A 22,905-nucleotide genomic window follows, 5' to 3' on the forward strand; every position below is an offset into this window, starting at 1 on the left:
ACGGAGGGGTCAGCGGCGGCCGATGGTGAGTACCGGCTTGGTGACCTCGGCGAAGAAGTCGTTGCCCTTGTCGTCGACCACGATGAAGGCGGGGAAGTCCTCCACCTCGATCTTCCAGACCGCCTCCATGCCCAGCTCGGGGTATTCGAGCACCTCGACGTGCTTGATGCAGTCCTGGGCGAGGCGGGCCGCCGGGCCGCCGATCGAGCCGAGGTAGAAGCCGCCGTACTGCTGGCAGGAGCGGGTCACCTGACCCGACCGGTTGCCCTTGGCCAGCATCACCTGCGAGCCACCGGCGGCCTGGAACTTCTCCACGTACGCGTCCATCCGGCCGGCCGTGGTCGGGCCGAACGAGCCCGACGCGTACCCCTCGGGAGTCTTCGCCGGGCCGGCGTAGTAGACGGCGTGGTCGCGCAGGTACTGCGGCATCGGCTCACCGGCGTCCAGCCGCTCGGCGATCTTGGCGTGGGCGATGTCCCGGGCCACGACGAGCGGGCCGGACAACGACAGGCGGGTCTTCACCGGGTACTTGGACAACTCGGCGCGGATCTCGTCCATCGGCCGGTTGAGGTCGACCCGGACGACCATCTCGGCGTCGAGCGCATCGTCGGTGACCTCGGGCAGGAAGCGCGCCGGGTCGGTTTCGAGGCGCTCCAGCCACACGCCCGACGGGGTGATCTTGGCGACCGCCTGCCGGTCCGCCGAGCAGGAGACGGCGATCGCCACCGGACACGAGGCACCGTGCCGGGGCAGCCGCACCACCCGTACGTCGTGGCAGAAGTAGCGCCCGCCGAACTGCGCCCCGATGCCGAAGTTGCGGGTCAGCTCCAGCACCTGCGCCTCCAGCTCCAGGTCGCGGAAGCCGTGCGCGCTCATCGAGCCCTGCGTCGGAAGGGCGTCCAGGTACTTCGCGGAGGCGTACTTCGCGGTCTTCAACGCGTACTCGGCGGAGGTGCCGCCGATGACGATCGCCAGGTGGTACGGCGGGCAGGCGGAGGTGCCGATCAGCCGCAGCTTCTCCTCCAGGAACTGCATCATCCGCGTCGGGTTCAGCAGCGCCTTGGTCTCCTGGTAGAGGTACGACTTGTTGGCCGAGCCGCCGCCCTTGGCCATGAAGAGGAACTTGTACGCGTCCGGGTGCCCGTCCGGGTCCTCGGCGTACAACTCCACCTGGGCCGGCAGGTTGCTGCCGGTGTTCCGCTCGTCCCACATGGTCAGCGGGGCGAGCTGGGAGTAGCGCAGGTTGAGCCGGGTGTACGCCTGGTAGACGCCCCGGGAGATGGCCTCGGCGTCCGCGCCGTCGGTCAGCACGTGCCGGCCACGCTTGCCCATCACGATCGCCGTGCCGGTGTCCTGGCACATCGGCAGCACCCCACCGGCCGCGATGTTGGCGTTGCGCAGCAGGTCCAGCGCCACGAACCGGTCGTTCGGCGACGCGGCCGGGTCGTCGATGATCGCCCGGAGCTGCGCCAGGTGCGCGGGGCGCAGGAAGTGCGCGATGTCGTGCATCGCCTCGGCGGTCAGCGCGGTCAGCGCGGCCGGCTCCACGGTGAGGAAACGACGACCCCCCGGGCCGTGTACGACGTCCACGCCCTCGTCGGTGACCAGGCGATATTCCGTCTGGTCGGGGCCGGTCGGCAGCAGGGGGGCGTACGAGAATGCGGCGGCACTGCTCATGAGCGGCAAGCCTAGGGCAGACCGGTCGATCATTCCCACCCGCCGGGCTGGGTCTGGGACGCCGCTCTCATCCGCCGAGGTCGACAGCGCTCAGCGCGCCGGAATCCCACCCGCTCAGCCGTCCTTGCCGCCGTCCGGTTCGGTGCACAGCTCACCCTTGGGCCCGCAGTCGCCGTTGCCGTCGCCCGACCCGGGGCGGGTGCCGCCCGGGCCGGGGTTGCCACCGTCGCCGGGCTGCGGGACGGGAGCGCCGGACGTGCCGCCGAAACGGACGTACCCGATCTCCCGACCCTCACCGATGATCATGCCCTGCGGGCCGACGGCGAGGGCGTTCGCCGAGGTACGCAGCACGGCCAGCTCCCGCCCGGTGCGCGGGTCGAGGGCGACAAGCCGCGACGGCTTCTCGTCGGCGAGCACCGCCGCGTACGGGGTGAGCGCCGCGCCCGCCTTGGCGCTGGCCTGCCTGGTCCAGCGCACCTTGTCGACGCCGAGTTCACGGGACACCACCGAACGCTTGTCGGCGGAGCGGAACACCGCGTAGCGGTCGTCGACGGCGACGAGCTTGGTGCTCGACTCGCCCACCCAGAGCAGCCGTCCGTCGTACCCGTCGATGACCGCCTCGCGGCCGTCCGGGCCCACGCCGATCAGCACGTTCCGCGCGCCCTGCGGGTCCTCGCGCTGGACGCAGCCGGCGGTGTCGGCGGTGCGCAGGTTGACCCCGGCCCGCTGCCACGCCTCCTGACCGGTCGCCGGGTCCCGCGCCGAGATGGCGAAGTAGCAGGTGCCGTCCTGGGAGCGGGCGGCGATCCGAAGCATCCGGCCGCCCACCACCGACAGCCGCTCGTCCCGGCCGGGCTCGACGTTCTGCAACACCCGGCCCGTGGCGGTGTCCACGACGTGCACCCGGCCGTCGACCGGGAAGCCGAGCAGCGGAGGCGCCGCCTCGGGCCCGGCCACCCCGTCGTCGATGCGGGTGGCGGTGAGCCGGCGGGTGCCGCGCAGGCCGGGGTTGTCGGCGAGCAGGCCGCTGTGCACCCCGGGCAGGAAGGCCGTCCACAGTGGCGTGGTGCCGCGCGGGTCCCACGCGCTCAGCGTGCAGTCGGTGGCGTCCGTGCAGCGGGCGTCGAGCAGCAGGTTCCGGTACGTCCACACGGCCACGGCGTCCTCGTCGCGCCGCCGGGTCGCCCCGGTGGTCGGGTCGAGCAGCTCGTACCCCTTGACCAGGAGCTTGCCCACGGCGACGACCGGGTCGCGGTCGCCGCCCGCGACCGCCGACCAGTCCGCCTTGCGTTCCCAGAGCTGGGCGCCGGTGGCCAGGCTGCGGGCCTCCACCCGGGTGCGCTGCTCGACCACGACGGTGTCGCCGGCGATGGTCACGCTGCGCGGGGTGCCACCGACCCGCTGCTGCCAGACCACGTCCGGCTCGGAGATGGGTTCGCTGCGGTCCACCCAGTCCCAGATGCCGGGGAACGGATTCCAGACGCCGGTGGCGGCGAGTGCGACGACCACGGCGAGGCCGGCCAGCAGCCCGACGCGCACGCTCCCCTTCGCCACCCGCACACCGTAGCCACGATCACGGATCTTCCGTACGCCCGCGCCGCCGTGTCGCCGCGCTTTCTGCGCCGGAAGGTGTTACGGCACTGCGGATCAGTGGCAGGGTGCGGTAGGGGATCTGCTCCGCCAGCGCGATGATCGTCGACGCGCGGGTGATGCCGGCGAACGAGACGATCTGGTCGATGACCCGTTGCAGGTCCGTGTTGGAGCGGGCCACGATGCGGCAGAGCAGGTCGCTGGAGCCGGTGATGGTGTGCGCTTCCAACACCTCGGGGATCGCCGCGAGGTGGTCGGTGACCGGGTCGTGGCCCTGCCGTTGGCTGATCTCCAGCGTGACGAAGCTGGTCACCCCGAAGCCGATCGCGCCCGGCGAGATCTCCGGACCGAAGCCCCGGATGACACCCCGCTCGACAAGCTTGTCCAGCCGTGCCTGCACGGTGCCCCGGGCCACGCCGAGCCGCCGGGAGCACTCCAGCACCCCGATCCGCGGCTCCTCGGCGAGCAGTTCGACCAAGCGGACATCGAGCGCGTCGAGCTGTACACCCTGCTCACCTCTCACGGGTTCAGACCATACCGAATGCGCAACCTGACCAGCATTTACGTCGACAGTTGCCCACTCGATGCCCGCACCGCGATCCTTCGGTCAAGAACCGGCCCACGAGGCCGGCCGGTACGCGAGGGAGGCCACCATGACCCAGGCGATCGACCGACCCCAGTCGACCGAGGACGTCGACATCGACCGGCTCGTCGGCGCTGTCGACCACGACATCAGCCACGACCCGTTCCCCGTCCGTGGGCTCGACCACGTGCACTTCCTGGTCGGCAACGCCAAGCAGGCCGCGCACTACTACTCCACCGCGTTCGGCATGACCTGTGTGGCGTACCGGGGCCCGGAGCAGGGTTACCGCGACCACGCCCAGTACGTGCTGACCAGCGGCTCGGCCCGGTTCGTGCTGACCGGCGCGGTGCGCCCGGACGCCGACGGCGCGGAGCACGTGGCGAAGCACAGCGACGGCATCAGCGACATCGCCCTCGAGGTGCCGAACGTCGACGCCGCGTACGCGCACGCGGTCGGCCAGGGCGCCACCGGCGTCGTCGAGCCGCACGACGTGACCGACGAGCACGGCACCGTCCGGATGGCCTCCATCGCCGCGTACGGCGACACCCGGCACACCCTCGTCGACCGGTCCCGCTACACCGGCCCGTTCCTGCCCGGCTTCGTGGCCCGCGGCCCGATCGTCGACCGGCAGCCGATGATCGACGCCGGCATCCAGCCGAAGCGGTTCTTCCAGGCCGTCGACCACGTGGTCGGCAACGTGGAGCTGGGCCGCATGGACGAGTGGGTGGAGTTCTACAAGCGGGTGATGGGCTTCTCCAACATGGCGGAGTTCGTCGGCGACGACATCGCCACCGACTACTCGGCGCTGATGAGCAAGGTCGTCGCGAACGGCACCCGCAAGGTGAAGTTCCCGCTCAACGAGCCGGCCATCGCCCGCAAGAAGTCGCAGATCGACGAGTACCTGGAGTTCTACCAGGGTCCGGGCGCGCAGCACATCGCCGTCGCCACCAACGACATCGTGGCCAGCGTCGACGCGATGCGCGCCGCCGGTGTCGAGTTCCTGGACACGCCCGACTCGTACTACGACGACCCGGAGCTGCGGGAGCGGATCGGCAACGTGCGGGTGCCGATCGAGCAGCTCAAGGAGCGCAAGATCCTGGTCGACCGGGACGAGGACGGCTATCTGCTCCAGATCTTCACCAAGCCGGTGCAGGACCGCCCGACCGTCTTCTTCGAGCTGATCGAGCGGCACGGCTCGCTGGGCTTCGGCAAGGGCAACTTCAAGGCCCTCTTCCAGGCCATCGAGCGGGAGCAGGAAGCGCGCGGCAACCTGTAACACTGTCGAACGTGACGCAGCCTCCGTCGTACCCGACGCCGCCGGTCGGTGGGCCTCCGCCCGCCGCCGGCGGCGTCGCGCCATCGCCCGGCCCACACCCCCAGGGGTACGGGGTGCCGCCGCACCATGCCCCGCCGGGGTACGCCGTGCCGCCGCAGTACGCCCCGCCCGGCTACCCCCCGCCGCACTGGCCGGCCGCCCCGCCCGCGCTCAGCCCAACCGGGCAGCCGCTGGCCAGCTTCGGTGACCGGCTGCTGGCCTGGCTCATCGACACGGCACTGGCGACCGTCGTGTCGATGGTGCTGTTCATGCCGGTCTTCCTGGTCCTGTGGTGGCGGATGTTCCGCGAGATGACCCGGACCAACCCGGACGGCACGCTCGTGGAGCCCGACCCGGCCACCTTCCTCACCGACTTCTTCCTGCCGCTGCTGCTGTTCGAGATCGGCATCTTCGTCGTGCTGCTCGGGCTCTACTGGCTCTACCACGTGGAATACCTCAAGCGGGGCGGCCAGACGCTCGGCAAGAAGATCATGAAGTTGCGCGTGGTGCCGCTCGATCCGAACCGCACGTTGGACCGGCGAATGGCCGGCCGTCGTTGGCTCGTGCAGTACCTGGCGAGCTCGCTGGTCCCCGGCCTGAGCTACGTCGACGGGTTCTGGCAGCTCTGGGACAAGCCCTGGCAGCAGTGCCTCCACGACAAGTTCGCCGCGACGGTCGTCGTTAAGGTTGCCTCGTGAGCGAGCGAACCAGCAGGTACGGCAGCGGAGCGTCGGCGTGAGCGTGGAGCCCGGCTGGTACGTCGACCCCGCCGACCAGGAGACCCGTCGCTACTGGGACGGCGAGGGTTGGCTGGGCGCGCCCATTCCCGTCGACGCGACCCCGCCCGACGGACCGCCCCCGCCCGAGCCGCCACCCGTGCCGGTCGCCCCGGCCGCACCGGCCGGCTCCCCCGCGGCGGAGACCGCGCCGGGCTGGCCGCCGCACCCCGGCCAGCCCGCGCAACCGGGACACGGTCCGGGCCCAGGCTGGGGCCCGCCCACCGGCCCGCCCCCGGGCTGGGGCCCGCAGGGCGGTCCCGCCGGTTGGGGCCCGCAGGGCGCCCAGCCCGGTTACGACCCGCAGGCCGCCCCGCCCGGTTGGGGTCCGCCGGGCCTGCCTCCCGGCTGGGCCCCCGGCTGGCCCGGCCGGCCGCCGGAGCCTCGCCCGCACGGGCTCAGGCTGGCCGGTTACGGCCGACGGCTCGTCGCCCGACTGATCGACATCGCCTTGGTCCTCGCGCTGAACGTGCTCGTGAACGGCTGGTTCGTGTGGCGGTGGCTGCAAGAGCTGACGCCGTACTGGCGGGAGGCGTTCCGGCGCGGCATGGAGGGCAACACCTCCAGCGAGGGACTGCCGCCGATCGGCGAGCAAGCCGGGCTGCTCCAGCTGGCGATCCTGGCGATCGCCACCGCGCTGTGGCTGGCGTACGAGGTGCCCGCCATGGCCGCCAACGGACAGACCATCGGCAAGCGGGTGATGCGGATCCGCGCCGTCCCCATCGAGGCCGACCAGCCGTTGGGCTTCGGCCGGGCGCTGCGCCGATGGACGACGCTGGGCATGCCCACCCTGCTCTGGCCCTGCTTCGGCATCGGCCTGCTGATCCAGCTCATCGACTCCGTGTCCCCGCTCGTCGACCACCCGCTGCGCCGGGCGCTGCACGACCGGCGCGCGCTGACGCTGGTCGTCGAGGTCCCCGCCACCACCGGTCCCCCCGCCACCGACGATCACCCTCAGCCCTCGGGAGACACCCCATGACCGACTCCGGACGCCACCAGCCGACCGTCCGACTGACGCGCGTCGACCTGGACGCGCTGCCCAGCTACGTGCCCGGACGCAGCCCCGCCGACCTGGCCCGCGAGCTGGGTCTGCCGGAGGCCATCAAGCTCGCCAGCAACGAGGTGCCGTACGGGCCGCTGCCGGGCGTGGTCGAGGCGGTCACCGAGGCGGTCAGCGGCTCGCACCGGTACCCGGACATGGGCGTGGTCGCGCTGCGCGACGCGTTGGCCCAGCGGTACGGCGTAGACGCGGACCGGATCGCCACCGGCTGTGGGTCGGTGGCGCTCGCCGAGCACCTGGTGCGGGCCACCTGCCTCCCCGGTGACGAGGTGCTGTACGCGTGGCGGTCGTTCGAGGCGTACCCGATCATCGCGGCGACCAGCGGCGCGACGAGCGTGCGGGTCGCCAACGACGCCGGGCACGGGCACGACCTGGCGGCCATGGCGGCGGCGGTGACCGACCGGACCCGGATGATCCTGGTCTGCAACCCGAACAACCCCACCGGTACGGCCGTCCGCCGGGCCGAGCTGGACCGGTTCCTCGACGCGGTGCCGGACGACGTGCTGGTGGTCATCGACGAGGCGTACCGGGAGTTCGTCACCGACCCCGAGGTGCCGGACGGCCTGGACTACCTCGGCCGGCCGAACGTGGCGGTGCTGCGCACGCTGTCCAAGGCGTGGGGCCTCGCGGGGCTGCGGATCGGCTGGCTGGTCGCGCAGCCCGCGGTGGCGGCGGCGGTCCGCAAGGTGGTGACGCCGTTCTCGACGAGCACGGCCGCCCAGGCCGGCGCGCTCGCGGCGCTGGCCCAGGCCGACGAGGTGGAGCGCCGGTGCGCGCTCGTCGTCGCCGAGCGGGAGCGGGTCACCGAGGCGCTGCGCAAGTTCGTGCCCGACGTGCCGACCAGCCAGGCGAACTTCGTCTGGCTGCCGCTCGGCGAGCAGGCCCTGGCGTTCGGCAAGGCGTGCGAGGCCCGTGGGGTGATCGTGCGGCCGTTCGCCGGGGACGGCGTCCGGGTCACCATCGGCACCCCGGCGGAGAACGACGCGTTCCTGGCGGCCGCGGAGGCGGCGCTGACCTGACCGTCGGCCCGGTTCGCCCCCAACGGGCGAACCGGGTGGACGGCAGTTGGCTCGGCGGGCTCGGGCGGCGAACTCAGCCGGCGGCGGGCAGTGGCGTCTGCCGGCGGCGGCGCACCACGAGCAGCAGGCCGGCGAGGAGCAGCAGGCCGACGACGAGCGAACCGCCGACGAACATCGACAGGTCGTCGAGGCCGAAGGTGCTGGCCGGCTCGCCCGGGTCCGGGAAGGTGATCGTGGCGCTCGCGGTCTCCTTGACCAGTCCGCTGGTCAGGGTGAGGTCCGCACGCCACGGGCCGTTGGGCAGCTTCGGGGGTAGGGCGACGGTGACCGACCCGGACTGCGCCGGGCCCAGCGTGGTCCCGTCGACGACGTCGAACGGGCCGGCGCGGACACCCGCCGGCCCCTCGGCCAACGAGAGTGTGCCGGTCAGGTCCAACGCCCGACCGCCGGTGTTGCGCACCGCCACGGCCAGGGTGGCCTGCCCTTCGGCGCTCCGACCGGCGGTGAAGTCGCCGATGGCGAAGCTGGACGGCGGCTCCCCGCCCGCGCCGACATCGAGGTAGACCCGGATGCCCACCCGGTGCACCTGGGTGACGTTGCCGCCGTCCTTGGGCGCCGAGGTGACCGCGGCCCAGATCACCGCGTACCGCTCGCCGGCCGACGCCTCCTTCGGCACCCGGATCGTAGCGGTCAGGTCCGACTCGTCGCCCGGCCCGAGGGTGACGGTGGAACGGTCCAGCGACGTCCAGGAGGTCAGCTCGTTGGCGCTGCGGCCCTCGCCGAACCGGAACTGTCCGCCGTCGACGGTCGCGGAGGCCGGATACAGCTCCAGGCGGTACCGGGTGTCGGAGCGGTTGACCACCCGGACCTGACGGCTGATCGTGCTGCCGGGGGCGAGGTGGTCGATGATGTAGGTGTGGGCGCGCGGGTCCGCTCGCCGGTCGACGGGTGCTTCCAGCAGCTGGATGCCGATCCTGTCCCGCTCCGGATCGGGCGCGGCTGCCCCGGCGTGTGCCGGGGCAGCCGGTGTGGCGGCGAGCAGCGCGGCCAGCGCCGCCGCCAGACGACGCCCGAACCGGTCAGGCCACCGAATGTGTCACCGTCCCGGTGTAGGTGCCGACGATGGCCGACGCGGGGATGTTCACGTTCAGCGTCGGCGACCAGGCGACGCTGTTGGTGCCGGTGCCGCCGGTGTGGGTGAAGGCGACGAGCGGGTTGACGGTGTCCAGCGGCTGGGCGTTGGCCGAGGTCAGCTGGCCGGGGGTGAAGGTTCCGTTGCCCTGCTGCTCCGCGCCGGGGCCGGACCAGTAGTCGACCTGACTGGCCAGGATCCGCTCGCTGGGGCTGCCGCCGCCGGTCTCGAAGTGGGTCGAGGTCACGGTGGCCGTCCAGGACGCGTCGGGAGCGCCGCGCTGGTCGGTGACCCGCACGGTGCCGATCGGGCCGCTGAGGACCGTGCCGGGCAGGCCGCTGCCGAGGCTTGCCGTCTCGGGAGCGGTGATGTCGAGGCCGGCGCCGACCACGTTGAACGTGACGACGGTGCTGTCGTTGGGCGCGGCGACCGCGGGGGTGGCCAGCGCCAGGCCCGCCCCGACGGCTACGGCGGCGCAGGCCGCCATACGAAGAGAGCGCATAGACTTCCTCACTTCCAGTTCGGTAACGCCGGTAGGCGGCGGCCACATCAGCCACATGTCTATTTTATGGGCTTATGTCGGGGTTGTGCTTTTTCGGGCTTTGTGTACCTCTTACGCGACCGAATGCACGATCGTCGCCTCGTACGTGCCGGCCACCAGCGACGGATCCAGCGCCACCGTGAGGCTCGGATTCCACGTCACCTCGTTCGGTCCGCTGCCCCCGGTCCACCGTGCGGCGATCTGTGGAGCGCCCAGGGACGCACCCGACTGCGGCAGGAACGTTCCGGTGCCGATGGTCTGCACCGCAGGACCCGAGGCGTACGTCACCGAGGCGCCCGACACCACTCCACCGCGGCCACTCGTGAAGCTGGTGATCGAGACCGTCGCCGTCCAACTGCCGGACTGCGCGCCGCGATCGTCGGTGACCATGACCGCGCCGAGCTCCCCGTTGGCCGTCGGGGTGCCCACCCGAACAGTGGGCAGGGCCGCCGTCTCCGGCGCGCTGATCGAGAGGCCGGAACCCGCCGCGGGACTGACCACGACGGTGACCCGTCCCGTGGCCCGACCGTCGTCCGGGTCGCGGACCGTGTACTCGAAGGTGTCCTCGCCGGCGAAGCCCGCTCCCGCCGTGTACGTGCAGCGCACGGTGTCGCACACGAAGCTGCCGCGGCCCGTCCCGCCGGTCGCCGGCACGACGGAGAGCGGGTCGCCGTCCACGTCGGTGTCGTTGGTCAGCACGTTCACCGCGACCGGCGCCGTGCCCGCGGTGGTCGCACGGTCGGCCACCGCCACCGGCGGGTCGTTGACGGCGGCGACGGTGATCGTCCCGGCCGCCGAGGCGGACCGCCCGGACGGGTCGGAGACGGTGTAGTTGAAGCCCACCGACCCGCTGACGTTCGGTGCCGGGACGTAGGTGCAGGCACCGGACGGCGTGCAGGTCAGTGTCCCCTGCGCGGGAGACGTCGACGTGACGGTGAAGGTGACCTCGTCCCCGTCCGGCTCCACCACGTAGTCGCGCAGGCTGAAGGTGAGCACGGTGTCCTCGGCCGTGCCGACCTGGACCGCCTGCGCCTGCGGGCTGTCGTTGATGTCGGTCCGGGTGGGATCCCCGACCCCGGCCGCCGACGGGTCGTCGGTGAGATCCGTGTAGATGGTGCTCGACGTCGGTGACCCGTAGCTGATGCTCGCCTGGTTGGCCACTGTCACACCGGGTGCCGGCGAGTCCACGACCCGGGCGCGGAAGCGCACCGTGCTCACCGCGCCCGTGACCAACGTGCCGCCGGCCGCCGCCGTCGCGCCGGTACCGAGGTTGGCGACCACCCGGTTGCCGGCCAGGACGTAGCCGCCCTGGTCGTCACCGGCGGCGTCGGTACGACTGACGCCGTTGACGCTCAACGATCCCGGCACGTACGTGGTGGCCGGCGGGATGGCGTCGGTGAGCTGGACCGTGGTGGCGTTCTCGTTGCCGCTGGACGTGACCGAGACCGTGTACTCGAGCTGGTCGCCGGGCTCGACGCGGCTTCCGCCGCCCACCCGGCCGACCGTCTTCGTGGCGATGACGTCCGGTTCCAGGATGTCGATCGCGGTGAAGAGCGCCATCGGCTCGTACGACTCACCACCGGTGCTGAACGCCACGGTGGCGGAGGTCTGCGCGTTGCCGATCGACCCGGCCGGCGCGGCCAGGTAGTCGATGTCGAAGCCGAGCTGGTTGACGTAGTTCGGGTTCTTCGCCGTCACCCGGGAGCCGAGCCGGGTGATCGAGCTGTTGAAGAAGTTCGTCGCCGGGTTCAGCGCGTCGTTCAATGCCACCCCGTTGAACGAGATGCCGTCTCCGGTCAGCCCGGCGTCCCCCTCCGAGGCGATCGCCCCGATGCGCGCCGTCACCGCCCCCGAGCTGGGGGTACGGAAGCCGGAGATGGTGGTGGTCACCCGGGAGTCGGCAGCGGCGGAACTGATCTCGGCGTACCCGTCGAAGACCGCGAGGTTGCGCAGCGGCTGGGTGGGGTCGCGGATCGCCGCCACCAGGGCCCACCCACCACGCGCGTTGGCGCCCAACGCGGTGGTCAGGCCGCCGACCGTGTAGCTACCGCTCGCGGTGACGAGCGAGGTCACCTCGGCGAACGCCGAGTACGCGACGCCACCGTTGGTGGCCACCTTGCCGGTGTTGACCTGGCCTTGCAGGGTCGTGTAGAGCTGACCGGGCGGCGCGAGCCGGATGCTCGGGCGTCCGGGATCGCCGCTCGCGGCACTGCCCATCCACCAGAGGCCGGCCCACAGCACGGTGGCTCCGGTCGGCACGGTGAGGGTGGCGCTGCTGGAGTTGGCCGTCGCGGCGACACTGTCCACGTCCACGTAGCGGGCGGTGAAGTCGTTGTTGTTCGCGGTGGTGCCGGTCTGGGCGGTGGCGCACGGGCCGGCGGGCGTCGAGCAGGTCACCAGGGTGTTGCCGGCGAACACCACGTCCCCGCGCTCACTCTCCTGGAAGCGTGGGCTGAAGCTGCGGACCAGCGCCGCCTGGGCCGGTTGGGCGGGCAGGACCACGAGACCGCCGAGCAACACGAACAGGGCGGCGGCGATGGCCACCGTTCGTCGTAGAAACCGCATTGAGGCCCAGCCCTTCAGTCTGCTGTCCGCCGTCTAGCAGTCTGAAGGACGTATGGTGCTGTTTGTCCGCTATTTAGCTAATTGACCGATCGCCGCCGACGCAGCAGCCACCCACCTACCACGAGCGTCGCGCCCGCCACGACCAGCAGAAGAGGCCACGACCCCACCCCGGTCCGCGGCAGTTCGCCGCCGTGCTTCGGCGGCTGCGGCTGGGCGGTCCGGGTGGGAGCCGGCTGGGCCGACGGGGTGGGCGGCTGCGTGGGAGGAGCCGTGGTTGGCGCGGGACGCACCTCGAAGGTGACACCGGTGCCGGCACTCGGCGCCACCGCCGCCCGAGCCGTGAGCTGACCGACGGCGCCCGGGGCAACGGGCGCGAGGAGCACCGTCGCCAGGGCGGCGAGCGCGACCAGACCCAGCCGGCCGGCGACCAGCACGGCGGGAAGTCGTCGGTGCGACATGGCGGTAACCCCCGAGTCACGCAGAGTGATATTGAGGGGACGATACCGCTGAACGTGAATCCGAGCCGTGATTACCGGCTCCGCACCTCAGCCCGCCGCCAGGATCACCGGTTCGGACGACAGGAAGTACCGCTGATCATCGGCATCGGGCGCGACCGGCCGCCGGAGCCGCTCCAGCGCCAGGTAGCCGTCCACAGCGAACACCGCACCCGGCTCCCAACCGGTACCGTCCGAGCCGACGTTCATTGGGAAGCGGGACAGCTGCGCGCCGGTCACCGGGTTCAGCGTCACCAGATCGTTCTCCTGAGTGAGCAGGTACACCCGGCCGGGCTGCCCGGCGAGCACCCGGGCCCCCGGACCCAGACCACCGATCCGCCACAGGTCGGCGTCGGAACGCGTCGAACGGCCCACCGCCGTCCCGTCGCGCACGGTCACCGCCACCTCGTCGACCACGGCCACGCCGGCCGGGTCCAGGGACGGTGCGGCAACGGGAGCACCCACGCCCACCAGCCACCCCCGACCACCCGCGTCGCCAGGTCCGGCGGTGCGCAGGCCGGCACAGTCCGATCGTCCGCTACGGCAACCCAGCGGAGTCACCACCAACCCGTCCGGAGACTCGTCCGGTCGCCAGCGCTCCCGCACCACGCCGGTGGCGCCGTCGCGGAACTCGACAGTGGCCGGCCCCGCGCAGGTGTCCAGCCCGACCAGCTGGCCGGTCACCGTGGTGCCCACGTCACCGCGGCAGGGACCGGGCAGCGCGACCCGCCACAGTTCCCGGCCGTCCGTCAGCTCGACGGCGCGCGCCTCCCGGTCGCCCGTCACCACGAGCGCCATCCGTCCGTCGCGCAAACCAACGCGGTAGAGCCCCGGCGGGTTCCAGACGACGGCCGCCCAGGTACGTCGGTTCACCGCGCCGGGCTCGGCCGGACCCTCGGCGCGCCACCGCACCCGACCGGTGGCCGCGTCGAGGGCGACGAGCTGACCGTCGGACCAGCGACTGACGACGGTACGACCGCTGGCCACCACCCCGGTCAACTCCGCCGGCCAACGCCGGTACGACCAGAACGGCGTGGTCCGGTAGCGGCCGTCGACCGGCCGGTCCGCGTAGACCTGGCGGTGGGCGGCGTACACCCGCAGCCTCCCGTCCACGATCAACGGGGCGACCGGCAGACGGCCGATCACACCGGGCACAGGTTGGGGCGCTGCCGGATAGTCCGCACGGGCCGGCGTACTCACCTCGGCCGGCGCGAGCACCCGATGGACGACGACCGCGACGGCCGCCACGGCGAGTAGCACCGCCACCGCCAGCACGAGCCGTCGCCGGCCCCTCGGGAACCCCATGCCGCACCTCCGCCCGGCACCCTACCCAGCGCAGTGGGTCGGAGCCCGGTCAGGTTGTACGGGTCAAGCTCCTGGCACGCGCGCTCAGGCCGCTTCGAGCGAGTTGGCTGCGCCGGCCGCGACGGCCAGGTCGGCGAGGTCACGCCGGAGCGCCACCTCGACCGCCCGGGCGGCGAGGCCACCCAGCAGCAGGGCCACCACCCGACCGTACGGATCGGTCGGCACCGCCTCCTGGGTGACGGTGACCGCCGTACACGGGCGGCGACGTCGTCGGGCCGGACGCAGACGCCAGGTGATCCGGTAATCCGCGCCAGCACCGGAGGAGCAGAGCACCAGCCGCTGCGGCGCGACCGCCTCCACCACCAGGAACTCCTCGGTGAGAGTGCCGCCGCCCGGCTGGGCGCGCTCCGCACGCCACGCGGTGCCCGGGCCGAACGGGCCCGGGGTCAGCACCTCGACCGGGCCGGCCCCGGTCAGTCGGGCGGCGCGGCCGGACAGGTCGGTCAACAGGCACCAGACATCGACGGCGTGCGCCTCGATGAAACCGGTAACCGCGACCGTCGACATGTCACCCTCCCGTGCCACCGACGGTACGCGCGGTGCGGGCCGGACGAGGCCCCCGGACGGAATTTCCACCACCCGGAGGCCACGTTGTCCGTTTCGGCGGTGCGACACCGCTCAGTGGTCGAAGCGACCAGACCTGATCGCGCCGACGAACGCTGTCCATCCCGGCGGGCTGACAGCCAGTGTGGGGCCGCTCTGGTCCTTGGAGTCGCGGACCGCGACCAGGCCGATCACGTCGACCAGGTTGTCCGCCACCTCCACGCACAGCCCCTGATCGTTGGACCGGCTGCTGGTGCGCCAGAGCGCTCCGGTGAGATCGTGCATCGTTGTTACCTCCGTGTACGTCGGGACGCCCCACCACTTCCGCAAGGAGTGGCGGGGCGACGGATCCGCGTGATCAACGGGGTAACCGGGGGGTGGTTATCGCACAGACGGTGCGACCAAGAGTCTCGTCGATGGGACGGCCGGGAGGCGGACGCCTCAGCGGGCCGGCTGGACCGTTCCGGTGACCTCGCCCAGGGCGATGGTGGTGCCGTCCGGCCCGGGCGCGGTGGCGGTGATGGTGACGGTGTCGCCGTCGGCGAGGAAGGTACGGCTCTCGGCGCCGACCTTCGCCGGCTCGGCACCGCCCCAGGTCAGTTCCAGGAACGAGCCGACCTGGGAGCGCTCCGGGCCGGAGACGGTGCCCGAGGCGTACAGGTCGCCGGTGCGCAGGGACGCGCCGTTGACGGTCAGGTGCGCCAACTGCTGGGCCGGCGTCCAGTACATGCCGGCGAACGGCGGCTCGCTGACCCGTTCGCCGTTCCACTCGACCGCCAGCCGCAGGTCGAGCCCCAGGTGCGGCACGTCGCGCAGGTAGTCGACGACCGGCGGGTCCTGGTCCGGAGCCGGCACGAAGGCGTCGGCCAAGGCTTCCAGCGGGGTCACCCAGGCCGAGACCGAGGTGGCGAAGGACTTGCCGAGGAACGGGCCGAGCGGCTGATACTCCCACGCCTGGATGTCGCGGGCCGACCAGTCGTTGACCAGCACCACCCCGAAGACGTGATCGGCGAAGTCGTCCACCGGGACCCGGTCGCCCAGCGCGCTGGGCACGCCCACCACGAAGCCGACCTCGGCCTCGATGTCGAGGCGTACCGACGGGCCGGTCACCGGACCATCGGCGGACGCCCGCTGCCCGACGGGCCGGACCACCGGCGTGCCGGAGACCACCACGGTCCCGGCGCGGCCGTGGTAGCCGATCGGCAGGTGCTTCCAGTTGGGCAGCAGCGGCGGCTGGCCCGGCCGGAAGATCTGCCCGACGTTCGACGCGTGGTGCTCCGAGGAGTAGAAGTCGACGTAGTCGGCCACCTCGAACGGCAGCAGCAACTCCACGTCGGCCAGGGGCACCAGCAGCGGCTCGACCGCCGGCCGGTGCGCCGGGTCGGTGAGCAGCTCCACGATCCGCTGGCGGACCGCCGTCCACTGCGGGCGCCCGAGCGCCATGAAGTCGTTGAGGGTGGGCCGGCCCAGCGCGCCCGCGGCGAGCACCAGTCCGGCGGCCTCCGCCCCGGCCAGGTCGAACACCCACGAGGCGACGCGCACCCCGATCCGCGGCTCGTCCCCGCCCGAGGAGAACACCCCGTACGGCAGGTTCGTCACGCCGTACGGCGAACCGTCAACGCCGCTCACCCAGGTCATCCGTCGTAGCCCCCGTTCACCAGCCCCAGCCGGATCAGATCGGTAAGTGGTTCCAGGATGCTGCACGAGCCGAAGCCGACCCAGAGCGGGCGCGGCGCGTCCAGCCGTCCGTCGACGCGTTCGAGCAGCGGACGTGGATCGAGGGCGGCCAGCAACTCGGCGACCACCCGCACGCTCTCCCCGTCGGCGGCGGCGAGCGTCGCGGCCAGCACGTTGGCGTAACCGTGGTGGGTGAACCCGGTCTCCGGGTCGAGGTGCCGCACCGCCTGGTGCAGTCCGGCGGTGAGCTTGAACGGCAGGTCGCGGTCGCGGCAGGCGCAGAGCACCGCCGCCAGCTCGGCCGGGGTGGGGAACAGCTCTGCGGCGAGGCCGCCGGTGCGGAACTTGGCGGCGATCGGCACGCCGTCGGCCCGGGCGGCGGCGAGCGCGTCCAGCGCGCCCATCAGGCCGAAGGTCAGCGGCAGCTCGGCGTAGACGGCCTCGACGCCCGGGAGGGTCCCGGTCAGCCGCAGCAGGTCGGCGAGGCCGGGCAGCGGGTCCTCGCCCCGCTTGGCGACGGCCACCTCGACCTGGCGGGCCGTGACGCCGTCCGGCGGCAGGAACGAGAGCGCGAACGGCAGCTGGGTGATCCCGGTGTCACCGATCATCCCGATCACGAAGCCCTCGGCCGGGTCGACGAGACGATTCAGGTCGCCCGACGCCACGGTCGAGGCGGGGACGAGCAGCGGGCCGACCAGGTCCGCGTACCAGCCGGCGCGGTGCTGACGGTGTGCCTTCAGAGCGTCGAGCAGCGTGGCGCTGCCCGGAGGGAAGACGGCGGCGTCGTCCACCAGGCCGTCGAGGAGCGCGGGCACCTGCGTTGACACGGAACAAGAATCTACGGGACGCTACAAGGAACGGACAACAGCGTCCGATTATCGGACGCCCTCGGCCGGGTGAACGGGATATATCGGGAGGCGAGATGCCGTACTACCGCAGCGTCGGCGAGGTTCCGCGCAAGCGCCACACCCAGTTCCGCCAGCCCGACGGCACCCTCTACGCCGAGGAGCTGATGGGGCAGGAGGGTTTCTCCTCCGACTCGTCCCTGCTCTACCACCGGCACGCGCCCACCGCGATCCTCGCCGCCGACGAGTTCACCCCGCCCACGTTCACCCGGACGCCGAACCTGCCGCTCAAGCCCCGCCACCTGCGCACCCACAAGCTCGACGCCGGCGCCGCCGACCCGGTCCTCGGCCGGCAGTACCTGCTCGCCAACGATGACGTCCGCATCGGGTACGTCCTGGCCGACCGGCCCTCCCCGCTGTTCCGCGACGCCACCGGCGACCACTGCCTGTACGTCGAGGCCGGCACCCTGCGGGTCGAGTCGCCGTTCGGGGCCCTGGACGCGGTCGCCGGTGACTACGTCGTCATCCCCACCTCGACCATCCACCGACTGGTACCCACCGGCGACCAGCCGGTACGACTGCTCACCGTCGAGGCGTCCGGGCACATCGGCCCGCCCAAGCGCTACCTCTCCGTACGCGGGCAGTTCCTGGAGCACTCCCCGTACTGCGAGCGCGACGTCCGCGGCCCCGACACGCCGCTGCTCGTCGACGGCGCGGAGGTCGAGGTGCTGGTCCGGCACCGACGCGGTTGGACCCGCCACGTCTACGCGAACCACCCGTTCGACGTGGTCGGCTGGGACGGGCACCTCTACCCGTGGGCGTTCTCCATCCACGACTTCGAGCCGATCACCGGCCGGATCCACCAGCCCCCGCCGGTGCACCAGACCTTCCAGGGGCCCAACTTCGTCATCTGCTCCTTCGTGCCCCGCAAGGTCGACTACCACCCGCAGTCGATCCCGGTGCCGTACAACCACCACAACGTCGACTCCGACGAGATGCTCTTCTACACCGGCGGCAACTACGAGGCCCGGCGCGGCTCCGGCATCGAGCAGGGCTCGATCTCGCTGCACCCGTCCGGATTCACCCACGGCCCCCAGCCGGGCGCCGCCGAACGCTCCATCGGCGCGGACTACTTCGACGAGCTGGCCGTCATGGTCGACACCTTCCGCCCCCTCGACCTCTGCGACGCGGCCCGCGCCTGCGAAGACGAGGGGTACGCCTGGACGTGGGCGCGTTCCGTCTAGTCGCCCTTGGGGTTTTCGCCGGAGCCCACCCGCTCTGGGCGGTCAGGCTTGATCCCGACGCGGGCGGGCTCCGGCGAAAACCCTGACCTAGGCGCGCTGGGTGACGCTTGTTGATCTTCTGGGTTGCGCCGTGGGTTGGGTTGCCGGAGGTTGGGTCAGCGGGTGGTTGTTCTGGTGAAGGCGGCGAACTCGGCTGTCGCCGTGGCGGCGATGGCGAGCACCAGCGGCCACGGCGAGCCGACCATGGCGTACACGAGTAGCAGCAGCGGCGCGGCCGCCACGGCGTAGATGGCCAGGGCCATCGTCCGGTCGGCGTGCAGCATGGTCGGCAGGACGGTCCGGGTGAACCCCGGAAGCCGGGCCACGAGCTGCCACACCACGACGCCGCCGATCAAAGCGGCGAGCACCGCCACGACCCGGGAGAGCCCGTCGTTCGTCGACGCCACGAACGCGACCACCACCGCGGCGACCAGCGACCAGCCCGCGCCGTAGAGCACCAGTCGGTGCACGCCGTGCGCGAGGGTCCGCGGCGAGTCGATCCGGCTGGGGCCGAGCGCCACCGTCTCGGCCACCTGCTCCAGCGCCGTCGACCAGCGGCGCTGCTCCAGGCGCAGAACGCCGACGTCGTGCCCGACCTCGGTGAGGCGGGGGTCGAGCCGCAGCGCCTCCCGGTAGGCCCGCTCGGCCAGGTCGAACAGCTCCAGCCGGGCCGCGACCAGGGCGAGCACCAGGTGCGCCTGCGGCTCCTGGGGGGCCAGCTCGACCCCACGCCAGGCCGCGTTCAGCGCCGGCTGGCCGTTGCGCGCGTCGGCCAGGATCGCCGCAGCGCTGCGCTGGGCGTACGCGTCGGCCGGCCCGAGCGCCAACAGCTGGTCGGCGATGGCGGCCGCCTCGGCGTACCGCCCCAGGTCGGCCAGCGCCATCGCCCGCACCACGAGCGCCGGAGGGGCGTCCGGTGCGGCGGCCACGGCCGAGTCGGCGGCGGTGAGTGCCTCGACCGGTCGGTCGGCGGCGAGATGCACCCGGGCCAGCATGGTGAGGGCGTCCGCGTCGGCGGGCTTCAGCGCGAGCCCTTCGGTCAACTCGCCGGCCGCCTCGTCGTGGCGGCCCAGCTCGGCGAGGAGCTGGGCGCGTTCGAGGTAGCCGTCGGCGGCGTACCGGTCGGGGGCGGGATCGGTGGACATCGCGGCGATCCTAGGCGGCCGGGGAGTCGTACACCAGAGCCACGGCGATGCCCGTCAGACCTTCCTCACGGCCGGCGAAGCCGAGCCCGTCGGTGGTCGCGGCGGAGACGGTCACGGGGGCGCCGACGGCCTCGGAGAGCACCTGCTGAGCCTCCTCCCGACGGCGACCGATCTTGGGTCGATTGCCGATGACCTGCACGGACACGTTGCCGATCGCCAGGCCGGCGGCCCGGACCCGGCGGGCCGTCTCGGCCAGCAGCGCCACGCCGGAGGCCCCGGCCCACTCGGGCTGGTCCACGCCGAACGCGGAGCCGAGATCACCGAGACCGGCGGCGGAGAGCAGCGCGTTGCAGGCGGCGTGGGCGGCGACGTCGGCATCCGAGTGGCCGGCGAGACCGTCCTGGTCGGGCCAGAGCAGGCCGGCAACCCAGCAGGGTCGGCCAGGCTCGAACGCGTGCACGTCGGTGCCGATGGCCACCCGAGGAACGATCATGATCCGAGGTTACGCGTCACCACGGACGGATCGCGCCCCACTCCACGCTCAAGTGGTCTTGACATCCGATTGCCCCGGGGGTACCTTCGGGCCGAACGCCCCAGGTTGCCTCTGCCTATCGCATGCTCCTGGGGCTCTAATCTTTTCCGGGACACGTCGTTCAGCCACCGCTCGCGGGCGTGATTCTCCCTATCATTTGACGAATGGCGCAGCACCCCTTCCTGCAGACCATGCCCCAGTGGGTCTCCCCCAGCCGCTTCGGCTCCTACCTCGACGCGGCCGGCGGTGACCACAGCAAAGCATGCGAGCTCTACGAGTGGAATGTCGCGTTGTCCGCCGCATCCTTCGAGGCGTTCCATTACGTCGAAGTCGTCGTGCGAAATGCCATCGATACGGCGATGCAGAGGCACTTCAACGAGGCCGAGCGCGGGATTCCCTGGTTCCTGTTGCCGATCAGCGCCACCAAGGCCGTCCAGGACAGCATCGACCAGAGCGTTCTGCAGGTCCGCAACCGGTTGCGCAGCGAGAACAGCAGCAAGGAGAAGCGCGATCAGGTCATCGCCGGCCTGAGCTTCGGGTTCTGGGTCAACCTGCTGGGTCCCAAGCACGAGCAGCTGTGGCGAGAAGCCATCCACAAGGCGTTTCCACACTCCTCCGGCAAGCGGAACGACGTCGTGGCCGCCCTGGAAAGGTTGCGCGTCTTTCGCAACCGCCTGGCTCACCACGACTCGCTACTCGCAGCCGACGTACCATTCCGCCTCACGCAGATGATCGATGTGCTGGGTTGGGCCGACCCCGACGCGGCCAACTGGCTTGCGAACAACGAGCGGGTCACCCACGTACACGCGGCCCGACCATTACCACGACAGGACACCGTCGTGGTGCCGGCTCGGGATGCCTGGGGGCTCTACGAGTCCGTACGCGCCTATGTGTGCCAGGCTGGCCGCGCCTTTCAGCCGGTGGAATACCTGGCCTTCTACTCCCAGCAGCAGATTCACCCGGAAGTACCGAAAATCTTGTTCCGCGTCGACAATGTCGATTGGTCCGCCGGAGAGATCAACCGGCTACGCGCCACAGGGCAGGCGCGCGACGCACGAGTCGCCGACATCATCGAAGCCAGCCGAAAGCTCGGCTGGACCGACGGGCGTTATCAGGTCTTCGGTTTGACCGAGCCTGGGATGCAAGGCCACCTCACCCTGCGACAGCCGGTTCCCCACCTAGCGAGGGGCAGGGGCAGCGCCTTCACGCAGGGCCAGCGTTATGTCGTGCGCGACAGACTCCGACGGGCCACCACGACGACTGATATCTGAGCCACGGCGTGACGCGTCAGCCGCCGGCGGCGAGCAGGTGCTCCGCCAGGGCCAGGTCGAACGGGCGGGTGATCTTCAGCGCGTACTCCGAACCGGGCACACAGGCCACCGCCACGCCCTGCTTCTCGACCAGGCCGGCGTCGTCGGTGAGTGGATCACCCGCGGCGGCGTGCGCGGCGGCCAGCACGGACCGGCGGAAGCCCTGCGGGGTCTGCACCGCGCGCAGGGCGGATCGGTCGACGGTTCCCAGCACCACCTCGTCGGCGTCGACCTCCTTGATCGTGTCGACGACCGGCAGGACCGGGATCACCGCCGCCTGGCCGCCCCGGACCGCGGCGGCAACCGACTCGACCAACTCGGGTGGGGTCAGCGCGCGGGCGGCGTCGTGCACCAGGACGATCGTCGGGCCGGCCGGCACGGCCGCGAGCGCGGCGGCGACGGAGGCCTGTCGTTCGGCGCCACCGGCTACCACGGTCACCGGCGCGACCGGTGCCAGCAGCGCACGGACGCCCGTCACCTCGGCCGCGGGCGCGGCCACCACGATCGTGTGGACCGACGCCGCAGCGGCGAGCCGGCGCACGGCGTGCACCAGCAGCGGTTCTCCGGCGAGCAGGCGCAGCGCCTTGGGTCGGCCGGGACCGAGGCGTACGCCAGCACCGGCCGCAGGCACGAGGACCGCGACGTCACCGCGCGGGTTGAGCTGCGCGGTCACGTCGCGGTCCTCGGTGGTTTCTTCGCTACGAAGTGGGTACGACGATGCTGTGCGGACTAGGCCTCGGTGAGGACCTTGTCGAGCAGCGTCTCCGCCTCGTCCTTGGTGCTCTTCTCAGCCAGCGCGACCTCGCCGACGAGAATGTCGCGGGCCTTGGCCAGCATCCGCTTCTCGCCTGCGGACAGGCCCCGCTCCCGCTCCCGACGCCACAGGTCACGCACGACCTCGGCGACTTTGAGCGGATTGCCGGAGGCCAGCTTTTCCAGGTTGGCCTTGTAACGCCGCGACCAGTTGGTCGGCTCCTCGGTGTGCGGAGCCCGGAGAACGTCGAAGACCTTACCGAGGCCCTCTTCGCCGACCACCTCACGAACGCCCACGATCTCGGCGTTCTCAGCCGGCACCCGGACCGTCAGGTCACCCTGCGCGACCCTCAGGACGAGATATTGCTTAGGCTCGCCCTTGATGACCCGAGTCTCGATTGCCTCGATGAGTGCGGCCCCGTGGTGGGGGTAAACAACGGTCTCGCCGACACTGAAAACCATAGGTTCGAAACCCCTTTCGCTGTGTCTAGGGTAACACGCTCAGGCAACGATGTCTCACCGATGTCCTGACCGTTGGCGCAGCTCAGGGGCCCTGTGAGAGGTCTTTCTTCAGCTTGACAGGCGGTCAAACCGATGGTTCAAACACGCTCCGTGACGATCGGATGACTTCCCGATACGAGTGAACGAAACGTCGAGATCAAGGGCTATGCGCTCCTCCCATGGTATCCCGGCGTGCGAG

22 protein-coding genes are annotated in these 22,905 nt (G+C 71.7%); 6 read left to right on the forward strand and 16 right to left on the reverse strand.

What is annotated here, in order from left to right; translation table 11 throughout:
- Positions 1-9: 9 nt before the first annotated feature.
- The 3 genes from ACN269_RS17865 to ACN269_RS17875 all read right to left on the reverse strand — a co-directional run bounded on the left by ACN269_RS17865 (position 10) and on the right by ACN269_RS17875 (position 3,790).
- Positions 10-1,677 (reverse strand): fumarate hydratase, encoded by a 1,668-nt coding sequence (locus ACN269_RS17865; protein ID WP_421473503.1) that lies wholly within the window; start codon positions 1,675-1,677, stop codon positions 10-12.
- A 114-nt stretch (positions 1,678-1,791) separates the two neighbouring features.
- Complete coding sequence (locus ACN269_RS17870) at positions 1,792-3,237, reverse strand: PQQ-binding-like beta-propeller repeat protein (protein WP_421473504.1); 1,446 nt, start codon at positions 3,235-3,237, stop codon at positions 1,792-1,794.
- Between the two features lie 13 nt (positions 3,238-3,250).
- The gene (locus ACN269_RS17875; RefSeq protein WP_421473505.1) at positions 3,251-3,790 is read right to left on the reverse strand and encodes an Lrp/AsnC family transcriptional regulator; all 540 of its coding nucleotides are present in this window, start codon (positions 3,788-3,790) and stop codon (positions 3,251-3,253) included.
- Positions 3,791-3,920: 130 nt separating this feature from the next.
- Here ACN269_RS17875 and hppD point away from each other — a divergent pair, with 130 nt between their 5' ends.
- From hppD to hisC, 4 genes are read left to right on the forward strand one after another with little or no spacing between them, the layout of a single operon-like run.
- Positions 3,921-5,126 (forward strand): 4-hydroxyphenylpyruvate dioxygenase, encoded by a 1,206-nt coding sequence (gene hppD / locus ACN269_RS17880; RefSeq protein WP_421473506.1) that lies wholly within the window; start codon positions 3,921-3,923, stop codon positions 5,124-5,126.
- An 11-nt stretch (positions 5,127-5,137) separates the two neighbouring features.
- A complete protein-coding gene (locus tag ACN269_RS17885) occupies positions 5,138-5,863 on the forward strand; it encodes an RDD family protein (RefSeq protein ID WP_421473507.1) in 726 nt (241 codons plus the stop codon).
- Positions 5,864-5,900: 37 nt separating this feature from the next.
- Positions 5,901-6,920, forward strand: coding sequence for an RDD family protein (locus ACN269_RS17890; protein WP_421473508.1), 1,020 nt, complete (start codon positions 5,901-5,903; stop codon positions 6,918-6,920).
- Positions 6,917-8,020, forward strand: coding sequence for a histidinol-phosphate transaminase (hisC, locus tag ACN269_RS17895; protein WP_421473509.1), 1,104 nt, complete (start codon positions 6,917-6,919; stop codon positions 8,018-8,020). The genes ACN269_RS17890 and hisC overlap by 4 nt, the downstream gene beginning before the upstream one ends.
- A gap of 73 nt (positions 8,021-8,093) precedes the next feature.
- Here hisC and ACN269_RS17900 read toward each other — a convergent pair whose 3' ends face one another.
- The 9 genes from ACN269_RS17900 to ACN269_RS17940 form a co-directional block, all read right to left on the reverse strand.
- Positions 8,094-8,882, reverse strand: a complete 789-nt coding sequence (locus ACN269_RS17900; RefSeq protein ID WP_421473510.1) for a hypothetical protein — start codon at positions 8,880-8,882, stop codon at positions 8,094-8,096.
- Positions 8,883-9,099: 217 nt separating this feature from the next.
- Positions 9,100-9,654 carry a hypothetical protein gene (locus ACN269_RS17905; RefSeq protein ID WP_421473511.1) on the reverse strand — a complete coding sequence of 185 codons (555 nt, stop codon included), beginning with the start codon at positions 9,652-9,654 and terminating at the stop codon, positions 9,100-9,102.
- A gap of 111 nt (positions 9,655-9,765) precedes the next feature.
- Entirely contained in the window at positions 9,766-12,258 is a 2,493-nt protein-coding gene (locus ACN269_RS17910) for an Ig-like domain-containing protein (protein ID WP_421473512.1), read from the reverse strand.
- A 77-nt stretch (positions 12,259-12,335) separates the two neighbouring features.
- Positions 12,336-12,716 (reverse strand): LPXTG cell wall anchor domain-containing protein, encoded by a 381-nt coding sequence (locus ACN269_RS17915; protein ID WP_421473513.1) that lies wholly within the window; start codon positions 12,714-12,716, stop codon positions 12,336-12,338.
- A gap of 87 nt (positions 12,717-12,803) precedes the next feature.
- Complete coding sequence (locus tag ACN269_RS17920) at positions 12,804-14,057, reverse strand: PQQ-binding-like beta-propeller repeat protein (RefSeq protein ID WP_421473514.1); 1,254 nt, start codon at positions 14,055-14,057, stop codon at positions 12,804-12,806.
- Positions 14,058-14,141: 84 nt separating this feature from the next.
- Complete coding sequence (locus ACN269_RS17925) at positions 14,142-14,624, reverse strand: SRPBCC family protein (RefSeq protein ID WP_421473515.1); 483 nt, start codon at positions 14,622-14,624, stop codon at positions 14,142-14,144.
- A 111-nt stretch (positions 14,625-14,735) separates the two neighbouring features.
- Positions 14,736-14,945: a DUF397 domain-containing protein gene (locus ACN269_RS17930; RefSeq protein ID WP_421473516.1), complete on the reverse strand. Its 210-nt coding sequence runs from the start codon at positions 14,943-14,945 to the stop codon at positions 14,736-14,738.
- A 156-nt stretch (positions 14,946-15,101) separates the two neighbouring features.
- A complete protein-coding gene (gene fahA, locus ACN269_RS17935; protein ID WP_421473517.1) occupies positions 15,102-16,298 on the reverse strand; it encodes a fumarylacetoacetase in 1,197 nt (398 codons plus the stop codon).
- Entirely contained in the window at positions 16,295-17,164 is an 870-nt protein-coding gene (locus tag ACN269_RS17940) for a hypothetical protein (RefSeq protein ID WP_421473518.1), read from the reverse strand. Before ACN269_RS17940 ends, fahA begins: the two co-directional genes overlap by 4 nt.
- Positions 17,165-17,259: 95 nt before the next feature.
- On the opposite strand from ACN269_RS17940, the gene ACN269_RS17945 reads away from it, so the two are divergent.
- On the forward strand, positions 17,260-18,426 hold the full coding sequence (locus ACN269_RS17945) for a homogentisate 1,2-dioxygenase (RefSeq protein ID WP_421473519.1): 1,167 nt from the start codon (positions 17,260-17,262) through the stop codon (positions 18,424-18,426).
- 155 nt (positions 18,427-18,581) lie between these two features.
- Here ACN269_RS17945 and ACN269_RS17950 read toward each other — a convergent pair whose 3' ends face one another.
- Entirely contained in the window at positions 18,582-19,610 is a 1,029-nt protein-coding gene (locus ACN269_RS17950) for a tetratricopeptide repeat protein (RefSeq protein ID WP_421473520.1), read from the reverse strand.
- A gap of 10 nt (positions 19,611-19,620) precedes the next feature.
- Complete coding sequence (ispF, locus tag ACN269_RS17955; protein WP_421476398.1) at positions 19,621-20,106, reverse strand: 2-C-methyl-D-erythritol 2,4-cyclodiphosphate synthase; 486 nt, start codon at positions 20,104-20,106, stop codon at positions 19,621-19,623.
- Positions 20,107-20,306: 200 nt separating this feature from the next.
- Here ispF and ACN269_RS17960 point away from each other — a divergent pair, with 200 nt between their 5' ends.
- Positions 20,307-21,413, forward strand: a complete 1,107-nt coding sequence (locus ACN269_RS17960; protein ID WP_421473521.1) for a hypothetical protein — start codon at positions 20,307-20,309, stop codon at positions 21,411-21,413.
- Positions 21,414-21,429: 16 nt separating this feature from the next.
- On the opposite strand, the gene ispD is transcribed toward ACN269_RS17960, so the two are convergent.
- Positions 21,430-22,125, reverse strand: coding sequence for a 2-C-methyl-D-erythritol 4-phosphate cytidylyltransferase (gene ispD / locus ACN269_RS17965; RefSeq protein WP_421473522.1), 696 nt, complete (start codon positions 22,123-22,125; stop codon positions 21,430-21,432).
- 56 nt (positions 22,126-22,181) lie between these two features.
- Positions 22,182-22,667, reverse strand: coding sequence for a CarD family transcriptional regulator (locus tag ACN269_RS17970; RefSeq protein ID WP_007073334.1), 486 nt, complete (start codon positions 22,665-22,667; stop codon positions 22,182-22,184).
- Positions 22,668-22,905: the final 238 nt, after the last annotated feature.

This window comes from Micromonospora sp. WMMD736 (assembly GCF_049179015.1).
Lineage (GTDB): Bacteria > Actinomycetota > Actinomycetes > Mycobacteriales > Micromonosporaceae > Micromonospora.

Bases quoted from the DNA above. Each gene is read 5' to 3' on its own strand.
- ACN269_RS17865 (WP_421473503.1), bottom strand. From the start codon at position 1,677: ATGAGCAGTGCCGCCGCATTCTCGTACGCCCCCCTGCTGCCGACCGGC.
- hppD (WP_421473506.1), top strand. From the start codon at position 3,921: ATGACCCAGGCGATCGACCGACCCCAGTCGACCGAGGACGTCGACATC.
- hisC (WP_421473509.1), top strand. From the start codon at position 6,917: ATGACCGACTCCGGACGCCACCAGCCGACCGTCCGACTGACGCGCGTC.
- ACN269_RS17905 (WP_421473511.1), bottom strand. From the start codon at position 9,654: ATGCGCTCTCTTCGTATGGCGGCCTGCGCCGCCGTAGCCGTCGGGGCG.
- ACN269_RS17910 (WP_421473512.1), bottom strand. From the start codon at position 12,258: ATGCGGTTTCTACGACGAACGGTGGCCATCGCCGCCGCCCTGTTCGTG.
- ACN269_RS17915 (WP_421473513.1), bottom strand. From the start codon at position 12,716: ATGTCGCACCGACGACTTCCCGCCGTGCTGGTCGCCGGCCGGCTGGGT.
- ACN269_RS17920 (WP_421473514.1), bottom strand. From the start codon at position 14,057: ATGGGGTTCCCGAGGGGCCGGCGACGGCTCGTGCTGGCGGTGGCGGTG.
- ACN269_RS17925 (WP_421473515.1), bottom strand. From the start codon at position 14,624: ATGTCGACGGTCGCGGTTACCGGTTTCATCGAGGCGCACGCCGTCGAT.
- ACN269_RS17930 (WP_421473516.1), bottom strand. From the start codon at position 14,945: ATGCACGATCTCACCGGAGCGCTCTGGCGCACCAGCAGCCGGTCCAAC.
- fahA (WP_421473517.1), bottom strand. From the start codon at position 16,298: ATGACCTGGGTGAGCGGCGTTGACGGTTCGCCGTACGGCGTGACGAAC.
- ACN269_RS17945 (WP_421473519.1), top strand. From the start codon at position 17,260: ATGCCGTACTACCGCAGCGTCGGCGAGGTTCCGCGCAAGCGCCACACC.
- ACN269_RS17950 (WP_421473520.1), bottom strand. From the start codon at position 19,610: ATGTCCACCGATCCCGCCCCCGACCGGTACGCCGCCGACGGCTACCTC.
- ACN269_RS17960 (WP_421473521.1), top strand. From the start codon at position 20,307: ATGGCGCAGCACCCCTTCCTGCAGACCATGCCCCAGTGGGTCTCCCCC.
- ACN269_RS17970 (WP_007073334.1), bottom strand. From the start codon at position 22,667: ATGGTTTTCAGTGTCGGCGAGACCGTTGTTTACCCCCACCACGGGGCC.